At 66.3% G+C, this 17,564-nt stretch carries 19 protein-coding genes and 1 tRNA gene; 11 read left to right on the top strand and 9 right to left on the bottom strand.

Features of this window, described 5'->3' with window-relative positions; all coding sequences use genetic code 11:
* Window positions 1–120 precede the first annotated feature (120 nt).
* Window positions 121–573 carry a DUF488 domain-containing protein gene (locus VGP60_RS03610; RefSeq protein ID WP_327546385.1) on the top strand — a complete coding sequence of 151 codons (453 nt, stop codon included), beginning with the start codon at window positions 121–123 and terminating at the stop codon, window positions 571–573.
* A gap of 236 nt (window positions 574–809) precedes the next feature.
* Here VGP60_RS03610 and VGP60_RS03605 read toward each other — a convergent pair whose 3' ends face one another.
* A complete protein-coding gene (locus VGP60_RS03605; protein WP_327546384.1) occupies window positions 810–1,415 on the bottom strand; it encodes a hypothetical protein in 606 nt (201 codons plus the stop codon).
* A gap of 638 nt (window positions 1,416–2,053) precedes the next feature.
* On the opposite strand from VGP60_RS03605, the gene VGP60_RS03600 reads away from it, so the two are divergent.
* On the top strand, window positions 2,054–2,926 hold the full coding sequence (locus VGP60_RS03600; RefSeq protein ID WP_327546383.1) for a site-specific integrase: 873 nt from the start codon (window positions 2,054–2,056) through the stop codon (window positions 2,924–2,926).
* 242 nt (window positions 2,927–3,168) lie between these two features.
* On the opposite strand, the gene VGP60_RS03595 is transcribed toward VGP60_RS03600, so the two are convergent.
* From VGP60_RS03595 to VGP60_RS03585, 3 genes are all read right to left on the bottom strand, one after another.
* Window positions 3,169–3,241: transfer RNA gene (locus tag VGP60_RS03595), tRNA-Lys, on the bottom strand.
* A 7-nt stretch (window positions 3,242–3,248) separates the two neighbouring features.
* The gene (locus VGP60_RS03590) at window positions 3,249–3,677 is read right to left on the bottom strand and encodes a hypothetical protein (RefSeq protein ID WP_327546382.1); all 429 of its coding nucleotides are present in this window, start codon (window positions 3,675–3,677) and stop codon (window positions 3,249–3,251) included.
* Window positions 3,661–4,026 carry a hypothetical protein gene (locus VGP60_RS03585; RefSeq protein ID WP_327546433.1) on the bottom strand — a complete coding sequence of 122 codons (366 nt, stop codon included), beginning with the start codon at window positions 4,024–4,026 and terminating at the stop codon, window positions 3,661–3,663. The genes VGP60_RS03590 and VGP60_RS03585 overlap by 17 nt, the downstream gene beginning before the upstream one ends.
* Before the next feature lie 462 nt (window positions 4,027–4,488).
* On the opposite strand from VGP60_RS03585, the gene lanKC reads away from it, so the two are divergent.
* The 4 genes from lanKC to VGP60_RS03565 all read left to right on the top strand — a co-directional run bounded on the left by lanKC (window position 4,489) and on the right by VGP60_RS03565 (window position 10,805).
* Window positions 4,489–7,068 (top strand): class III lanthionine synthetase LanKC, encoded by a 2,580-nt coding sequence (lanKC, locus tag VGP60_RS03580; protein WP_327546381.1) that lies wholly within the window; start codon window positions 4,489–4,491, stop codon window positions 7,066–7,068.
* Window positions 7,069–7,107: 39 nt separating this feature from the next.
* Window positions 7,108–7,242: a SapB/AmfS family lanthipeptide gene (locus VGP60_RS03575; RefSeq protein WP_327546380.1), complete on the top strand. Its 135-nt coding sequence runs from the start codon at window positions 7,108–7,110 to the stop codon at window positions 7,240–7,242.
* A 141-nt stretch (window positions 7,243–7,383) separates the two neighbouring features.
* Window positions 7,384–9,051: an ABC transporter ATP-binding protein gene (locus VGP60_RS03570; RefSeq protein WP_327546379.1), complete on the top strand. Its 1,668-nt coding sequence runs from the start codon at window positions 7,384–7,386 to the stop codon at window positions 9,049–9,051.
* Window positions 9,048–10,805, top strand: a complete 1,758-nt coding sequence (locus tag VGP60_RS03565; RefSeq protein ID WP_327546378.1) for an ABC transporter ATP-binding protein — start codon at window positions 9,048–9,050, stop codon at window positions 10,803–10,805. Before VGP60_RS03570 ends, VGP60_RS03565 begins: the two co-directional genes overlap by 4 nt.
* Here the strand turns inward: VGP60_RS03565 and VGP60_RS03560 are convergent.
* Both VGP60_RS03560 and VGP60_RS03555 read right to left on the bottom strand, forming a co-directional pair.
* Window positions 10,759–11,172, bottom strand: a complete 414-nt coding sequence (locus VGP60_RS03560) for a thioesterase family protein (RefSeq protein WP_327546432.1) — start codon at window positions 11,170–11,172, stop codon at window positions 10,759–10,761. The genes VGP60_RS03565 and VGP60_RS03560 overlap by 47 nt on opposite strands.
* Window positions 11,166–12,398, bottom strand: coding sequence for a hydroxyacid-oxoacid transhydrogenase (locus VGP60_RS03555; protein WP_327546431.1), 1,233 nt, complete (start codon window positions 12,396–12,398; stop codon window positions 11,166–11,168). The genes VGP60_RS03560 and VGP60_RS03555 overlap by 7 nt, the downstream gene beginning before the upstream one ends.
* A 203-nt stretch (window positions 12,399–12,601) precedes the next feature.
* Between VGP60_RS03555 and VGP60_RS03550 the strand changes: the two genes are divergently transcribed.
* From VGP60_RS03550 to VGP60_RS03530, 5 genes are all read left to right on the top strand, one after another.
* Entirely contained in the window at window positions 12,602–14,251 is a 1,650-nt protein-coding gene (locus tag VGP60_RS03550; RefSeq protein ID WP_327546377.1) for a thiamine pyrophosphate-dependent enzyme, read from the top strand.
* A gap of 218 nt (window positions 14,252–14,469) precedes the next feature.
* Window positions 14,470–15,417: an acyl-CoA desaturase gene (locus VGP60_RS03545; protein WP_327546376.1), complete on the top strand. Its 948-nt coding sequence runs from the start codon at window positions 14,470–14,472 to the stop codon at window positions 15,415–15,417.
* A 9-nt stretch (window positions 15,418–15,426) separates the two neighbouring features.
* Window positions 15,427–15,603 (top strand): hypothetical protein, encoded by a 177-nt coding sequence (locus VGP60_RS03540; protein WP_327546375.1) that lies wholly within the window; start codon window positions 15,427–15,429, stop codon window positions 15,601–15,603.
* A gap of 238 nt (window positions 15,604–15,841) precedes the next feature.
* Window positions 15,842–16,045: a cold-shock protein gene (locus VGP60_RS03535; RefSeq protein WP_315654129.1), complete on the top strand. Its 204-nt coding sequence runs from the start codon at window positions 15,842–15,844 to the stop codon at window positions 16,043–16,045.
* 66 nt (window positions 16,046–16,111) lie between these two features.
* On the top strand, window positions 16,112–16,330 hold the full coding sequence (locus VGP60_RS03530) for a heavy-metal-associated domain-containing protein (RefSeq protein ID WP_327546374.1): 219 nt from the start codon (window positions 16,112–16,114) through the stop codon (window positions 16,328–16,330).
* Here VGP60_RS03530 and VGP60_RS03525 read toward each other — a convergent pair whose 3' ends face one another.
* The 3 genes from VGP60_RS03525 to VGP60_RS03515 form a co-directional block, all read right to left on the bottom strand.
* Window positions 16,331–16,750, bottom strand: coding sequence for a YciI family protein (locus VGP60_RS03525; protein WP_327546373.1), 420 nt, complete (start codon window positions 16,748–16,750; stop codon window positions 16,331–16,333).
* Between the two features lie 67 nt (window positions 16,751–16,817).
* Window positions 16,818–16,976, bottom strand: a complete 159-nt coding sequence (locus VGP60_RS03520; protein WP_327546372.1) for a DUF397 domain-containing protein — start codon at window positions 16,974–16,976, stop codon at window positions 16,818–16,820.
* On the bottom strand, window positions 16,936–17,564 hold a 629-nt coding region (locus VGP60_RS03515), incomplete at its 5' end, for a DUF5753 domain-containing protein (RefSeq protein WP_327546371.1). The genes VGP60_RS03515 and VGP60_RS03520, both read right to left, overlap by 41 nt.

Genomic DNA, 17,564 nt, shown 5'->3' with positions numbered 1-17,564 from the left:
GGCAAGGTGGACGCGATACACGGCTAGCGGATGCCGTGCCAGGGCACGTTTCTACGACTCGGCTGGAAAGGTCATTGACCTGTCAATCCGTGCTTTGGGGGGACGTGACAGGGTGAGGCCATGACGGTCACACAGACGGCGGGTGTACTTGGCGTCGGCTATGAAGGACGCGAGATCGTGAACTTCGTCGCCGACCTGGTCGAACGTCAGGTGTCGCGGCTGGTCGACGTGCGGTTGACCCCGATCTCGCGGAAACGGGGCTTCAGCAAGACCGCGCTGCGGACCGCGCTGGCCGAGGCTGGTATCGCCTACGATCACCGCCGCGAGCTGGGCAACCCCAAGGACAACCGGGCGGGTTTCGGTGGCAGTGAAGCCGAGCTGGAACGCGCCAAGGCCGCCTACACTGACCTGCTTACCAGCGATGGCGCCCAGGCAAGTCTCGACGAACTCGGCGATCTAGCGCGCACGGAGCGCATCGCGCTGCTCTGCTTCGAAGCCGACGAACGCCGATGCCACCGCGACGTCGTGCTCGGCGAGCTGGCGCGCAGGCTGAGCCCGGCGGCGCGGCGCTAGCGCTTCCGCTTCGGGTAGTACACGCCCAGCACACTGAACACTCGTGGGCGCTTGGCCTGGTTGCCGACGTAGAACGCGATCTCGCGGTCTGTCGCGCACATCTGTGCCAGGAACTTCTGCGTCAGCGCCTTACGCGCGGCGCTGTCGTCGCGGTCGTGGAGGTGGCGCTGCAGCGCGACGAATTCCCAGTCCAGGATTCCCTGCTGATGACCTGGGCAGGCGTCGTCGTGGCAGAGCTATCGGTAGCTGCCGCTGTAGCGGGGGGCCTCTAGCGCGGAACGGTCGGTGTTGCCGAACAGGTCGAACTGGCCGACGTACTGCTCGATCTTCGCCCGCTGCTGTGGGGTCCAGCCGGGATGGCGGTCGATCTTCAAGCCGGTGACCAGCCTTGGGCGGATCAGGGCCAGCGAAGGGCTGTCCGTCGTCGCGCCGCGGTGCAGCTGGCACATGGTCGTGTCGGTCGAGATCGCCGGATCCAGCCAGGGCCGGCGATGGTGCCACTCCTGCAGATGGTTCTCCACCTGCAGCGTGGTCATCCGGGGTCGCCAGCTTTCCCTCCGTGAGTCCTGCCTGGCCGGCACGGCGTCGACCGAGATGACGTCGTATTTGCGGAAGGCGGCGTCCGCGCCGAGCTCGCGGAAGTTGATCGGATACAGCCGTACCCAGCCCGGTCGGACAGGGTCGGTGCTGAGCCCGGCGACGCATACCGTCTCGCCGTATTTGTCCGACGGGTTCGGTGCCGCCTTCACCGTGACCAGAACCTGCAGCCGCACCACCTGGTCGCCGACGGGTTTCGGTTCAGGTTCGGTTGGTGGTTGCCCGAACATCGGCAGTTGCGTCATCCGCCCTCCCCAGGTGTCGAGTACTCCTGACCGTAACCCGATGTCGCTGGAGCGGGGACGTCCATCCGGGTGGTGATCTTCGAGGCTTTGACCAGCACTTTCACATGATCGCTCATGTGCGTGTGCAGGTGCACCATCGAAGGATTCGTAGTCCTGGCGATGGATTGAGGTGTCGTGATGAGGGTGTCATCGGATGTGTTCAAGCGGTGCAGTTGCCGGGACGGGACCGGCCAACTGCTCAATGGCCGGTGTCCGCGGTTGGGTGAGCGTGGGCACGGCAGCTGGTACTTCCGGCTGGAGATGCCCCGCGGGCAGGATGGCCGGCGCCGGCAGTTGCGCCGCGGTGGTTTCATCTCGCGGGCCGCGGCACGTCAAGCCCGCGATTATCTGGCTAATCCTGCTGCGGCGGATCCGTCGGCGGCGGTGGTGACCACCGGGCAGTGGTTGTCGCTGTGGGTGGATATGCGGTTAGGAACACAGCGGTCCACGCTGCGTGGTTATCGCCTGCACATCCGCGCCTATCTGAAGCCGTACTTGGGTGAGGTGTTGTTGCGGGATTTGACGGCGGCGAGGGTGCAGGCGATGTCACCGCGATCGTCCGCACCCACGGCGCCGCCGGGCGGGCTCTGTCGGCGGGGATGTTGCAGCGGATTCACGCGACGCTGCGGGCGGGTCTGAACGCCGCCGTGCGCCGGGGTCTGATCGTGCGCAACCCGGCGCGGTTTGTGGAGTTGCCGTCGGGGCGGCGTCCGCACGCGGTGGTGTGGACGCCGCCGCGGGTGGCGCAGTGGAAGGCGACGGGGGAGCGGCCCAGGGTGGCGGTGTGGACGGCGGAGCAGACCGCGTCGTTCCTGACCGGTATCGGTGAGCACCGGCTGTACCCGTTGTTTCACCTGGTGGCGTTGCTGGGGTTGCGCCGCGGTGAGGCGGTGGGGCTGCGGTGGTGTGATCTGGACCTCGACCGCGGATACCTGACGGTGTCGCATCAAGTCCGCCAGATCGGCGGGCATGTCGAGATCGGGAAGCCGAAGAGCGAGGCGAGCAACCGGGTCCTCACTCTGGACCACCGGACCACCACGCTGCTGCGGCGCTATCGCGATGCCAGCCGTAGCCCGGTGTTCGGGGAGCCGGTCGGGTTCCTCTTCCACACCGCCGACGGCGGGGCGGTCAAGCCGGACCGGGTGTCGAAGCTGTTTCGCGCGCTCAACGACGACTCGCGGTTGCCGCCGGTGCGGTTGCACGACCTACGGCACGGGGCGGCGAGTTTGTCGCTGGCGGCGGGCAATGACCTTAAGACGGTGCAGAGCATGCTGGGGCACGCCAGCATCGTGCTGACCGCCGACACCTACACCAGTGTCCTGCCGTGTTTGGCCCGCCAGTCCGCTGAAGCGACAGCGCGACTGGTGCTGGAAGCCGCCAGGTCCACCGGCATCCGGCTCCGGCAGCGCCGCAAACCCGGGAAACCCCGCCGGTCTCCGGGCCGCCGGCCCGTCGCCGCCGGTAGACGCTGACCACAGCGGTCAGCTGGATAGCGGTTTCGCGATTGGTGCTTCTTAGCTTTGCCGTCGACCAGGAAAGGGATAAATCATTGGGGCTCGACCCTGCCCTGGTGACGACTTTCCTCTACCATTTAGAGGGTCTCCGCAGGTCAGAGCCCTCAGGGAACCCTCGCGGAGCCCACAAGATCAACAAGACTCTTGAGCAAGGTCCACATGAAGAACATCCCCGCTGGTCAGCGGGGATGTTGATCGAGTGGGTCGTGTGGGACTCGAACCCACAACCTACGGATTAAAAGTCCGCAGCTCTGCCAATTGAGCTAACGACCCCTGCCCATCAGCCTACCGGGCGGTCAATCGGATTCTGCGGCCTGGGTGCGGTGCGGCGGAGCCACAGGAGGCCGAGCACCGGGAGGACCAGCGGGATGAAGAGGTATCCCTGCCCGTAGACGGACCAGACGGTGGCTTGGGGGAAGGCGGCGGAGTCGAAGATGCTCAGGGTGCCGATGGTGAGGACGCCCAGGAGCTCGACGGCGCAGGCGGCCAACGCGATTCGCCAGGCTGTCTCGCCGGAGCGGGCGAGGGCGAAGGTGGCGAGGACGTAGATCACGGCGGCGAGGGCTGACAGGAGGTAGGCGACGGGGGCCTCGTGGAACTTCGTGGCGATCTGGACGCCGGCGCGGGAGGTGGCGGCGAGGGCGAAGATCGCGTAGACGGCGACCAGGACGCGGCCTGGGCCGGTGGCTGTCTTAGGCGGTTGCGCCATTCCACACCTCGTTCAGTCTGAGGACCATCACCGGGATGGCCACGCACGTGATCCCGAGCACGGCGGTGCTCGACCGGCTCCGTTCGGCCAGCGCCCACACCGTCCCGACCGGCAGGACGAGCAGGCAGCCGATCAGGTAGGCCAGGTACGTGGCGATGCTGCCAGGTCGCTCGCCGCCGACGAGCAGCACCACACCGATGATCAGCTGGACGACCAGCAGCAGCTCCACCGCGGCGAGTGCGCCGAGCAGGGCCTTCGACGGCTCACGGTTTCGCGCGGACAGCACGAAGCTCCATACCGCCGCAAGGACCGCGCATGCCACGATCGTGATCGCGAATCCGGTGATCACCATTCCTCCATTTGCCGCACGGTGCCAAACTACTACTAGGCCATCCGGCCTTTCTTTCCCTGCCTTCCATGGCGGATGCCGAAGCGCCTGTCGGTGTCGGACCCATAGTCCTTTGTGGACATTGTGCGCGTGCAGGGTCGGGTGGATCTGGTTAATAAGTCACGGAATCAGTTAATGGCATTCTGCCAATTCGTGGTACGGTATTAATCGCGTTGTGGTCCGACCAGTGGATATGAGATCCTGGGTCTCCGTTACATCGCGACCGGGTGGTCGATGATCGAATCGAAATCACCCAGAGTCTGCTTACAGCGGGTCAGATGTCATTCTTACCCACCCTGAACGGGCTAGCTGAACCCCCTCAATGGCGGATGGCCAGCGCCCTCCTCGGCATGGGGGAATATCTCTCATCGGCCAAGTGGTGGCAGCGACATCGGCCAAGCGAATCGGGAAAGGATTCCGGCTATGGATCTCAGATACGAAGCGTTTTGCTTCGCGGATCCGCTGTTCTTCGATGAGCAGCGTGACTCCGGTGTATCTGGGGACGACTTCGCCGCGGACCTGCCGCTCCCCGAGTCCGGATGGGTCGAAGGGGACCGTGGAGTCTGGCGTTCTCTGGCTCCCGAAGGGCAGCGTTTGCCCTTGCAGGGCTGGAAAATCCATATCTCGGCCGGCCTCGACAACGCCGAGCGAGTGCTTGCGAAGGTGCACGTGCATTGTATCGAGCACCGCTTAGCTTATAAGCATCTGCGAAGCAAGTTGATCTTGTTGGCGCGCAATTCCAAATATGCTCCGCGTGAAGGCAGCGCCAAGCTGATCACTATTTATCCGGCCGACAACAAAGAACTGCAGCAGGTCCTGGAAGATCTTTCCGTCGTACTGCGGGGTGAGCACGGAGCGTATATCCTCAGCGACCTGCGTTACGCCGAAGGTCCGCTCTTCGTCCGTTACGGTGGATTCATCGAACAGTGGGTCGAGGCGGACGGAACGCGGGTTCTGGCTGTCACCAAGCCGGACGGCTCTATGGTCCCGGACAAACGGCAGCCGACTTTCTCCACTCCCGATTGGGTGAAACTCCCGGATTTCCTGGCGCCTCACCTGGCGGCTCGCAAGGGTGGCGACCCGGCGCAGTTCCCCTACAAGGTGACCTCTTCTCTGCACTTTTCCAACGGCGGTGGCGTGTACCTGGCCACCAGGAACGCCGACGGCGAGCAGGTCGTCCTCAAGGAAGCCCGCCCCCACGCCGGCCTGGACAGGGACGGCGTCGACGCGGTCGCCAGGCTGCGCCGGGAGCACGAAATCCTCGAGCGCCTGGCGGGCATTCCGGGCATACCGGAGGTCTACGACCTGTTCCCCGTGTGGGAGCACCACTTCGTGGCCATGCAGCACATGCCGGGCCTCGCGCTCGGCTCGTGGCTGGCCCGCAACTACCCGCTGACCCGCCGCGACAGCACTCCGCAGGATCTCGTCGACTACACCGCACGGGCCCTCGCACTGGTGGGCAAGGTCGAGCGGATCATTGCCGCCGTCCACGAGCGTGGAGTCGTCTTCGGAGACCTCCACCCGCTGAACATCCTGGTCGAAACCGACGAGGTCACCGGCGAAGACACGGTCGGCCTGATCGACTTCGAGATGGCGTCGGAGATCGACGCCGGCACCAAACCGGCACTGGGTGCGCCCGGCTTCCGGGCACCGGCCGATCGCAGCGGCTTCGACATCGACGAGCACGCGCTCGCCGCCCTGCGCCTCTGGATCTTCCTACCGCTCAACACGTTGCTGGAGCTCGCCCCGAACAAGCTGTTCAAGCTGGTCGAGTTCGTGCAACGCCGTTTCGACCTCCCCGAAAGTTTCGGCGCGTCGGTCCTCGCCCACCTCACGACCCGTGAGGAAGAGAAGCTCGACGCGCCGGCCAGTACCGCGCTGGACCAGGATGAACCGGACTGGAACCTAGTCCGGAAGTCGATTTCCGAGGCCGTCCTGGCCAGCGCGACCCCCGAGCGCCACGACAGGCTGTTCCCCGGCGACATCGAGCAGTTCCGCGTCGGCGGCGCGTGCTTCGGGGTCGGCGCGGCCGGGGTCCTCCACGCGCTCGACGTCACTGGCGCCGGTCGTTTCCCGGAGCATGAGGAGTGGCTGCTCGCGTCGCTGCGCCGGGAGCCTCCCGCGCGGCCCGGGTTCTACGACGGTTCGCACGGAATCGCTTACGTGCTGGAGAACTTCGGCCACCACGACATGGCGACGGCGTTGCTCGAATCCTCGTCGGAGCTCGTCGCGCAGACCACGGACCACGCGCTCGAAGGCGGTCTCGCCGGTATCGGCCTGACCCAGCTGCACTTCGCCACCAAGCGCGGGGACAACGAGTTCGGCCGTCAGGCGCTCAACATCGCCGTGCGGATCGCCGAGGCACTGGAGACGGCCGCCTCACCGGGCACGTTTGCCAGAGCGGGCCTGCTCAACGGCTGGTCAGGACCGGCGTTGCTGTTCATCCGGCTGTTCGAGCTCACCGGTGAACGCGCCTGGCTGTCCTTCGCCGACCAGGCGCTCCAGCGTGACCTCGAGGAATGCGTCGCCACCGACGACGGTTCGTTGCAAGTCCGCGATGGTGAGTTGCGCACCCTGCCGTACGTGGGCGTAGGTAGCGCAGGCGTGGCCATGGTGCTCGAAGAGCTCGCGGTGCACGCGCCGGACGCCGAGAGCGTCGCGAGTCTGCCCGGGCTGCGCGAGTCCTGCCGCGGCGAGTTCGTCATCCACCCCGGCTTGATGTTCGGCCGCTGTGGCCTGCTCACCGCATTGGCCATGGGCGAGCGCCGCGTACACGATCCCGTCGTCGCGGAAGCGATCGACGTCCATCTTTCCCGCCTGGCCTGGTACGCGATGCCGTTCCACGGCGGGATGGCCTTCCCCGGCAACCAGTTGTTGCGGTTGTCGATGGATGTGAACACCGGCGGTGCGGGCGTGTTGCTCGCGCTGGCCGCAACCCTGGACGGATCCCCGGTGCTGCCGTTCTTCGGCGCCGCTCCGTCCCCACGAACCCCCGGCCAATGATGACCGGAGGAGCTGAAGAAGCAAGGAAAGGGAACCATCATGGATCTCGTACTCGACCTGCAGGGCATGGAAGCTCCGGCGAACGGTGGCGGCGGCGGTGGCGGCGGCACGAGCAACCTGAGCCTGCTCGCCTCGTGCGCCAACAGCACGATCAGCCTGCTCACCTGCCACTAGTCCCAACGCAGGTACCGGTTTGACCGAACAATGACGAGCGCGGGAGCGGCACAGGCCAAGTGCGCCGCTCCCGCGCTTTCATTCTGCGCCATTTCGGCGCTCAGGAATACGCCCGCGGATGTACGTCTTGGAGGTTCTCAGATGACGAGACCGGGAGATCGGTTGCTGGGCGAGGTCGCCCGGCTCGATCCGGCCCGGTTGGTCTTGATCGTTCTGTCCGCGATGGTCGCGACCGCTGCCGGCCTTCTGCTCCCCGGTGCGCTGGCCGCGGCGGTGGACGCCGCGATCGGCGGAAGAAACAGCTGGCCAGAGGTCGCTTGGCTGCTCACGCTCGGCACGTCGGAGATCGCGGCCGACATCTTCGGCGGCATCCTCGCCGTCCGCGTCACGAGTTCCGGGACCGCGTGGCTGCGCCGCAAACTCACCGACCGCCTGTTCGGCCTCGGCACGCGGTCGAAATTCGCCGAGGGCGACGCGATCAGCCGCCTGACCGGTGATTGTGTCGGCGCCGGGGCCATCACGTCCATCGTCGTCCAGCTCGGCTCGGCGGTGCTGATCTCCACCGGCGCGATTGTCCTGTTAGGACTCCTCGATTGGCGTCTCGCACTGGTCTTCCTCGGCAGTGTGCCACTCGCGCTGTTACTCGCGCGCGCCCACTTGAAGCACACCGCCGACGACGTCCTGACCTACCAACGTGTTTCCGGTGAGCTCGGGGCCCGGCTGCTCGACGCCGTCGCCGGGCTGCGCACGATCGCCGCCTCCGGCACCGCCGACCTCGAGACCGAGCGCGTGCTCCGGCCGTTGCCGCAGCTCAGCCGGGCCGGTCGCGGAATGTGGAAGACGCAGGCGCGCATGGTCTGGCGGGCCGCGTTGCTGCTTCCGGCGGTGGAACTCGCCGTGCTCGCGGCCGCGGGATTCGGAGTGGCCTCGGGCCGGTTGTCGATCGGTGAGGTGCTCGCCGCGCTCGGCTATGTGGCCCTCGGGATGCGGATGGTCACGCAGATCCCGTTGCTGACCACCCTCGCGCGGGCGCGCTCGTGCGGGCAACGCCTCATGGAGGTGCTCGACTCGCCGGTGCCCGAACGCGGAAACCTGAGCCTGCGGCCGGGCAACGGCACGATCCAGCTTCGGCACGTGAGCCTCGAAGGCGCGTTGGACGACGTGAGCCTGACTATCACCAGTGGCGCTTTCCTTGTGGTCGTAGGGAAATCTGGCTCCGGCAAGTCCGCGCTGGTCAACGTCCTCGGCGGGCTGCGGCCACCCGACAGCGGGCAGGTGCTGCTCGACGGTGCGCCGCTGGAAAAGCTGCGCCCGGAGGAACTGCGCGCTGTTGTCGGCTATGCGTTCGAGCGGCCGGCGTTGCTCGGCGCGACAGTCTCCGACGCCGTCGGCTACGGCTCGTGGGCCGGGGAAGCCTCGGTGCGCAACGCCTGCCGGATGGCGCAGGTGCACGACGTCGTCGTCCGGCTGCCCGACGGCTATCACACGCCGCTGACCGAAACCCCGCTCTCCGGCGGGGAAGCGCAGCGACTCGGGCTGGCGCGCGCGATCGTCCACAACCCGCGTCTGCTGATCCTCGACGACGCGACGGCGAGCCTCGACACGGTCACCGAAGCCGCGGTGGAAGAAGCGATCGAGACGGCTTTGCCGGGCCGCACCAGAGTGGTGGTCACACGCCGCGCGACCACGGCCGCCCGCGCGGATCTGGTGGTCTGGCTGGAAAACGGGAGGGTCCGGGCGGTCGCGCCACACGCCTCGTTGTGGCACGACCCTGGCTACCGCAGTGTGTTTACGGAGGACTCCCAGTGAGTGTCGGCCGGCTGTATCGCTCCGCGCTGGTCGGCCAGTGGCGCGGCGGTCTCGTGCTGCTCGGCTGCTCGGTGCTGGAAAGCGTCCCCGCGTTCTTCTCCGGGCGACTCGTGGAACTCGCCGTCGATCAGGGCTTCGCCGCGGGAAAACCCGGCACCGGGCTGGCCTGGCTGGGCGTGTTCGGACTCGTCGCGCTGCTCGGCGCGATCGGCTCACGGTTCGTCTGGCACCAGCTCGGCAAGGTCATCGAACCCATGCGGGACGCGCTGGTCACCGCGGTTGTCCGCGGTGTGCTGCACGACGATTCGCCGCCACGCAACCAGCCGGACGCGAGCGGGGTCGCGCGGATCACGCAACATGTCGAGGTCGTCCGCGACGCCACCGCCGGGCTTCTCGTGCAGGCACGCGGAATGATGGTGACGACCGTGGCCGCGCTCGCCGGGTTGTTCACCGTCGCCGGGTCGCTGGCGTGGATCGTCTCGATCCCGGTCATCGTGTCGGTGGGCCTCTTCGCGGGCATGCTGCCGTCGCTCGCGTCCCGGCAGCGCGCGCTCGCGCTGGCCGACGAACACACCGCCGAGACGGCCGGGTCCGCGCTGGTCGGTATGCGGGACGTCGTCGCGTGCGGGGCCGAGCCGATCGCGTCGATGGCGATGTACGGCGCCGTCGACGGTCAAGCCGAGGCCGCGATGCGCATGGCCAGGTCAACGGCGTTGCGCACGCTCGTGATCTCGATCGGCGGCTTCCTGCCGTTGCTGCTCGCGTTGCTGGTGGCGCCCGGGATGGTCATCTCCGGCGAGCTGACGGCCGGGGCCGCGCTCGGCGCGCTGGTGTACCTCGCGGCGACGATGCAGCCCGCGTTGCGGGGCCTCGCCGCGACGGCCAGCACGGTCGTGCTACGGCTCATCGTCGCGTTGCGGCGGCTTTCGGAGACCGCGGAAGTGCCGGAGGTCGTCGAGGGACACGCTGCGCCGCGCGGTGCGGCGGTGGCCGTACGCGGGCTGACGTTCGGCTGGGGCGCGCACGCGGAACCCGTTGTGCGCCAACTGGATCTGGACCTGCGACCGGGGGAGCACCTGGCCGTGGTCGGGCCGAGCGGGATCGGGAAGTCGACGCTGGCCGGGCTCATCACCGGCATGATCAGCCCGCAGGAAGGCCGGGTGTTCCTCGGCGGCGCGCCGGTACGGGAGGTGCGCGCGGCGGAACGGCATCGGCTCGTCGCGCTGATTCCCCAGGAGGCCTACGTCTTCGCCGGAACCGTGCGGGACAATCTCGCCCTGTTCTCCCATGACGCCACGGATCAGCAACTGCTCGACGCCGCCGAAGCGGTCGGCGCCAAGGAATTGGTCGCTCGCCTCGGCGGGCTGGAGGGCGAACTCGGGCACGCCGGTGAGGGAATTTCACCGGGGGAGGCGCAACTCCTTGCGCTGGCCCGGGTTTACGCCGGTTCCGCGCGGGTGATCATCCTCGACGAAGCGACGTCACATCTGGACCCGGTCGCCGAGGCACAGGCCGAGCGCGCCTTCGCCGCCCGAGGCGGTGTGCTGGTCGTCATCGCGCACCGCCTGTCGTCCGCGCTCCGGGCGCGCCGCGTGCTCGTCATGGATGGCCAGGAAACCCTTCTGGGCCAACACGAAGAGCTCCTCGTGACGTCTGCGCGCTACGCCGCCATGATGCAGGCCTGGATCACTCCGGCGCCGCTTCGCCTTAGCTCACCTTCAACGCTTCCAGCGACTCCCGCAGCTTCCCGGTGATCTCGACCGGCCGCCGGGTTTCGCGGTCGACGAAGACGTGCACGAAATGCCCTTCCGCAATGACGTCTTCCCGGTCTTCGCGGTACATCCCGATTTCGTACCGCACGCTCGACCGGCCGAGATGCGCCACTCGCAAACCCACCGAAAGCGTGTCCGGAAAGGACACCGAGCCGTGGTAGTTGCAATGCGACTCGACGCAGAGCCCGATCGCCTTCCCATTCTCCACGTCGAGGTCGCCCTGCTCGATCAGCCAGGTGTTGATCACCGTGTCCATCAGCGAATAGTGGACGACGTTGTTCACGTGCCCGTAGACGTCGTTGTCCTTCCACCGCAACGGAACCGCCTGCCAACGCGCGTAGCTCACCAGAGCACCACCGAGTCGCGCAGGATCCCGGCCAGGTCTTCCTCGGAGGCCTCACGTGGCGCTGTCGCCAGCAGTCGTTGCTGCTTCAAGGTGCCCTGAACCAGATCGTCCACATCGGACTCCGAATAGCCCACCGCGCCGATTCCGTTGGGGATGCCGATTTCCTGCATGAGCCGGATCAAGACCGCGGGCAAATGCTCGGAAACGTCTCCTGGCCATTCGAAATCGGGAGCCAGCAATCGGGCGACGCGTTCATGCCGGTCCGGTGCCGCCGAATAGGTGAATCTGAACGCCGCCGGAGCGGTCAGCGAAACCGCCATTCCGTGCGGGACCATCGCTTCTTCGTCCGGATAGCCTTCGGGCCGGAAATCCCTTACCTGGCCCGCGATCGGATACGCGTTGGCATGCGGGATATGTACCCCGGCATTACCGAAGCCGAGTCCGGCGAACGTCGCCGCCAGCGCCATGTCCTCGCGGGCCTTCAGGTTGCCGCCGTCGGCGACCGCCGCGGGCAGTGCCCAGGACAACAGTCGCAGCGACTGCTCGGCGAACATGTCGGCGAGCGGGTTCGACCCGCAGTAGGGGACGCGCTCTTCGGGCTTCTTGCGCGCGAATTCGGTGTATGGCCGGGCGGTGTAGCTCTCGGCGGCGTGGCACAGGATGTCCATCCCGCTGGCCGCCGTGACGCCGGCGGGCTGGCTCACCGTGAGCCGCGGGTCGACGACGGCGAGGGTCGGCCGGAGCCGGAGATGACTGATTCCGCTCTTCACTCTGAGTGATAAGACGTCGAGCACGCAGACCGTGGTGCTCTCCGACCCGGTCCCGGTCGTGGTCGGCACCGCGACGAGCGGCTTCAGCGGCTTGCTCGGCGCGAGACCGCCGCCGACGGGTGCGTTGATGTAGTCCATCAACTCGCCGTCGTTGCTGGTCAACAAGTTCGCGGCCTTGGCGGTGTCGATACTCGATCCCCCGCCGACGGCCACGAATGCGTCCCACGGGCCGGTGCCGCGCGCGAAGTCGATGGCCTTCTGCATGCTGACGTCGGTCGGCTCGATGTGGACGCCGTCGAAGATCTCGACGTCCAGCCCGTACCCGGCGATGCCGTCGGCGATCCGCTGCGGCCAGCCCGTCGCGGCGACCTGGGGGTCAGTGATCAACAAGACTCGGTGAGCGCCGTATTGTGACAAATCGTAACCGATTTCGTCACTCGATCCGCTCCCGTATTTCAGCGCCGGCGCGCCATAGGTAAAAACAGTTTCATGTTCGCTGCGGTGTGCCTTGCTTTGCTGTGCATGGGCTGAGCTCAAGGCACAACCTCCTGTGTCGGGAAACCGGTCAATACCGACAATCGCTAACTTACGTCCCACATCATCGGAAGATCACTTGACTGGACCAATGGTCCTCATAAAAGGTTGTCCTTATCAGGTATCAAGTGGGGTCATCCGTAGCCCAAACGGGTGTACGCATCCTCGTCGAGGCTGGAATTCGTCGCGTCTACGCAGTGTTAGGGGAGTCCTTCCTCGAGTTGCTCGACGCGCTCCAGATGGAGTCGGCGATCAACGTGATCTCCGCGCGGCACGATACCGGCGCTTCCTTCATGGCGGAGGCCGACGGAAAGCTGACCGAGCATCCGGCCGTGGTCCTCGCCAGCCGCGGTCCCGGCGCCGCCAACCTCGCCATCGGCGTCCAGACCGCCTACCAGGACGAAACGCCGATGGTGGTCCTCCTGGAGACCCCGGCGTCGACCCCGATCGCCACCGGCGGACTGCCCGCTGTCGACCTCCGGGCGATGTTCAAACCGCTCGCGAAATGGTCCGGCTACACCGAAAATCCGGACGAAGTGCCCGGCCTGCTCGTCGAGGCGCTCAACGCGTGCCGCTTCGGCAGGCCCGGGCCGGCCGTCCTCGCGGTACCTAGTGATGCCTGGGGCGTGCCGTACGACTCGGCCAAGCCGATCGCCGAAGTCCTCACGCCGGTCACCGGCGCGCTCGGCATGGCGGCCGACTCCGTCGCGCAGCTCATCGACGAGGCCCGATACCCGGTGGTCATCGTCGGCGGCAGGGCGCGCTCGGCGCGTGATGAGCTGATCCTGACCGCCGAGGAGCTGGCCCTTCCGGTCTACAACGCCTTCCGCCGCCAGGACGCCTTCCCCGAGAATCACGCCCGCTACGCCGGTCACCTCGGCCTCGGCATCCCCGAGCGGCAGCTCGACGCCCTCGAGCGCGCGGATCTCGTGCTCGCGCTCGGTACCCAGCTCGACGAGGTCACCACTCAGTCTTACCGCTACCCGACTCCGACGCAGACGCTCGTGATGGTCGGTACCGGTTTGGGGGAGACCCACAAGAAGGGGCTCACGTTCCGTGTCGAGTCCGAAGTCGAGCCGTTTCTCCGTGAACTGAGGACGATCGCCAGGCCGCGCCCCCGCCGCGCGTCGGCCGCGAACGCCGCGGTGCACACCTTCATGACCCCGCCCGACACCAGCCACAACGCGCGCGTCCACCCCGTCGACGTCATCCGCACGCTGCGCCGGCTCGCGCCCGAAGACACCATCGTCACCAGCGACGCCGGGAACTTCGCGCAGTTCATGCACCGTTACTGGTGCTTCACCGCACCACGCAGCCAGCTGGGCCCCAGCAACGCGGCGATGGGCTACGCCGTCCCGGCCGCGGTGGCCGCGAAACTCGCCGAACCGCGACGCACAGTAGTCGCCATGGTGGGTGACGGTGGCACGCTGATGACCGGCCAGGAGATCGAAACAGCCGTTCGCTACCGCGCGCCGATCATCGTGGTGGTGTTCCAGAACGGCGTCCACGGCGGTCTCGCGATGCACCAGGCGAAGGCCCGGGGCAGGCTTTCCGGGGTCGCGGTCGAACTTGTCGATTTCGCCACCTGGGCGCGTGGCCTCGGCGCCGCCGGGTACACCGTGGAAGGCCGTGACGAGCTCGAAGCGATCATCGCCAGCGCGCTCGTCCGCCAGCGTCCGTGTGTGATCGACGTCCGCACCGACCCGGATGTCGTAACGCCCGATATCCGCCTCAGTGGGCTGCTTGCCGCCGCCAGGCAGCTGCCCATCGTCGAGTAATTGAACATTGTTTGGGGAACTTCAGTTTGGGGAACTTCCCGCATTCTTAGAAAAACCTTAGAAATAGCACGTTCCTGGCTTCCTGCGGTGATGTCGCGTAGCTTCGAGGTAGGTGGGGTCAGCCGTATGAGGCGCCTGCCGGACGAAACCTTCGTCGACGCGTTCAGCGTCCCTACGCGATGAATTGATCATCGCGCCCCCTAAAGCCTGAGGTGTGTATGCCCGCAACCAAAACCCCGACACGACCGGCGAAACCCATCGTCTCCGGTGCGACTTCGCTCCCGGAGCATGTGACCGTCAAGATCTTCGTCCTGACGCCGATCGTGGCGCTGGCGGTGGCGGTGCCGTTCGCGTGGGGGTGGGGGTTGAGCTGGCTGGACATCGGGATCGGCGCGTTCTTCTTCGTGCTCAGCGGTCTCGGGGTGACGGCGGGCTACCACCGGCTGTTCACGCACGGCTCGTTCAAGGCGAACCGGCCACTTCGGATCGCGCTCGCGATCGCCGGGAACATGTCCGCGCAGGGCCCGGTCACCACCTGGGTGGCCGACCATCGGCGGCACCACGCGTTCTCCGACCGCGTGGGCGACCCGCACTCGCCGTGGCTGTTCGGCACCGGCGCGAAAGCGCTGGCGAAGGGCTTCTGGCACGCGCACATGGGCTGGCTGTTCGAGCGTGAGGTGACCAATGTGGATCGCTTCGCACCGGACCTCGCGGCCGACAAGGACATCCGCATGGTGGACAAGCTGTTCCCGGTGTGGGTGCTGCTGACCTTCCTGCTCCCGGGCGTCATCGGCGGCCTGATCACCTGGTCCGTGTGGGGCGGCGTGACGGCGTTGTTCTGGGCCGGACTGGTCCGCGTGGCGGTACTTCATCACGTCACGTGGTCGGTCAACTCGATCTGTCATATGATGGGGGAGCGCCCGTTCGCCAGCCGTGACAAAGCGGCGAACTTCTGGCCGCTGGCGATCCTCTCTTTTGGTGAGTCGTGGCACAATCTGCATCACGCCGACCCGACTTGTGCTCGGCACGGCGTGCTACGGGGGCAGGTGGACATCTCCGCCAGGCTGATCTGGATCTTCGAGAAGCTCGGCTGGGCGTCCAATGTGCGTTGGCCGACACCCGCCAGATTGAGCCGGATCAGCGCGGATCCACAGACATCGATTTAAGGGGTAACAATGGGCGAAGACACGACACTGACCGAGAAGAACTCGGTCTCCGGCGTCACCCCGGTGACGTTCAGCGCCGTGACGGACACGCACGACACGGCCATCTCGGTGGCGAGTGACCCGCGGGCGATGCGCAAGTCGCCGTTCGGTCCGGATGTGCCCGCTTCCGGCCTCGGCAACGACTAGCCCGACAGTGCCCGATAATAAAGTGGGCCCACGCTGGTGATGTGGCCTTGTCTGCGTCACTCTCGTGTGCTTTACTTTCGGCGGTCTCAGGTTTTTGTGTCCGTGTTAGCCCACGCTCGCAAGGCTTAGCGGGCGTAGTGTCTCCTCCGATGTGAGTCGAGGAAGCAAACCGAACGTATTCGACCCGGGTTGCTGAAGTGGCTTCCTCGTTTTTGTTTGTTACATATGGAGACTTTTTATGACTCAGGGCACTGTGAAGTGGTTCAACTCCGAGAAGGGGTTCGGCTTCATCACCCCCGACAACGGCGGCGGCGACGTCTTCGTTCACTACAGCGAGATCCAGGGCAACGGGTTCCGTAGCCTCGAAGAGAACGCGCGCGTCGAGTTCGAGATCGGCCAGGGCGCCAAGGGCCCCCAGGCGACCTCGGTCAGCGTCATCTGATCTGACTCTCAGAGGAAAAGGCCGTCGCCCGATCGTGGCGGCGGCCTTTTTCGTAAACTCGCGCTCATGATCAAGGCGAGCTACACCGTCACCGGCATGTCCTGCGGGCACTGCGCCCAGTCCGTCACCGACGAGCTCATGGAACTCAACGGAGTCTCCGAGGTCGCGGTGGACCTCGAGGCCAAGCTCGTGACCGTGACCAGCGAAAACCGGCTCCCCGACGCCGCTGTGCACGCCGCCGTGACAGAGGCGGGCTACAGCGTCGCCGAGCCCGCCACCGCCTGATCAGCGCTGGCTGACCTGCTCGCGCAGCGCCGCTTCCTGAGCGCGGGCCTCGGGTGTGAACTCGTCGCCGAAGTCCTCCTCCACAGCCACCCGGCGGATGTCGATCTCGACGTCACCGACGCATTCGGCGAACTTCTTCGCCCACTCGACGGTTTCGTCGATCGACTCGACCTCCATGATCACGAACCCCGCGATCAGCTCCTTCGTCTCCGCGAACGGGCCGTCGGTGACGGTGAGCTGGCCGTTGGTGAAATTGAGCCGTTTGCCGGACGATGAGCCGTGGAGGCCCTCGCCGGCGATGAGGATGCCCGCGTCGCCCATCTCCTGCATCAGGGCGCCCATCTTGTCCATGAGTTCCTGGGTGGGCGGGACGCCCGCTTCGCTGGCGGCGTCGGCTTTGTGCATCATCATGTAGCGCATTTTTGTGCCTCCATCTCGGTGTCTTCGACTATGCGTCGAACGGGAGACAGCCGGATCGACACCCAGACTAAAACTTTTTCGTGAAGGCTCGCCACTGGTCCGGGGTGAAGGTCAGGGAGCCGCCGGATCGATCTTTGGTGTCCCGAACGCGCACGTCAGACGGGGTACTAGCCACCTCGACACACTCACCGTCTCCCGCGCTGTAGCTGCTCTTCCGCCAAGTCATGCTGGTCCTCTCGGTCCGAATACAGCTCCCTCGCCTGGGTGACGAGCAGCTGCTTGGATTCTTCCGGACCAAGCGCGGTATCCGCCAGAGACGCGAGGATGCGCCGGTAGGCGGCGACCTCGGTGGTTTGCTCCAGGAACACCGACGACATCTCACCCTCCAGGTAGATCACCGGGGTGAATCGAGGAAACTCCATCAGCGTGAACGGACCTGCCGTACCCGCGTGTGCCCCGGCCGAACACGGAACGATCCGTAGCTCGAGATTCGGCCGTATCGCCATTCGCAGCAAGTGGTGGAGTTGCTCGGACATCACCTCCGAGCCACCGACCGGGAGCCGCAACGCGGACTCATGCAGGAAGTAAGTGAAGTCAGGCCGCGGATAGCGGTTGAAGATCTCCTGCCTGAGCATCCGAGTATGAACGCGGACTTCCACCTGTTTGCTCGGGACATTCACCGATCGGCTGATGACCGCTCGGGCGTAGTCCTCTGTCTGGAGCAATCCCGGCACGAGCGCCAGCTGGAAGTTCCGAATCCCGATGGCTTGCGTCTCGTGGGCGATGTAGGTGCGTAGTTGTTCCGAAGGGGGTT

This window comes from Amycolatopsis sp. (genome assembly GCF_036008905.1).
In the GTDB taxonomy this organism is placed as follows: domain Bacteria; phylum Actinomycetota; class Actinomycetes; order Mycobacteriales; family Pseudonocardiaceae; genus Amycolatopsis.
The sequence above is the reverse complement of the archived record's forward strand: the minus strand, read 5'-3'. Positions and strand labels throughout refer to the sequence as shown.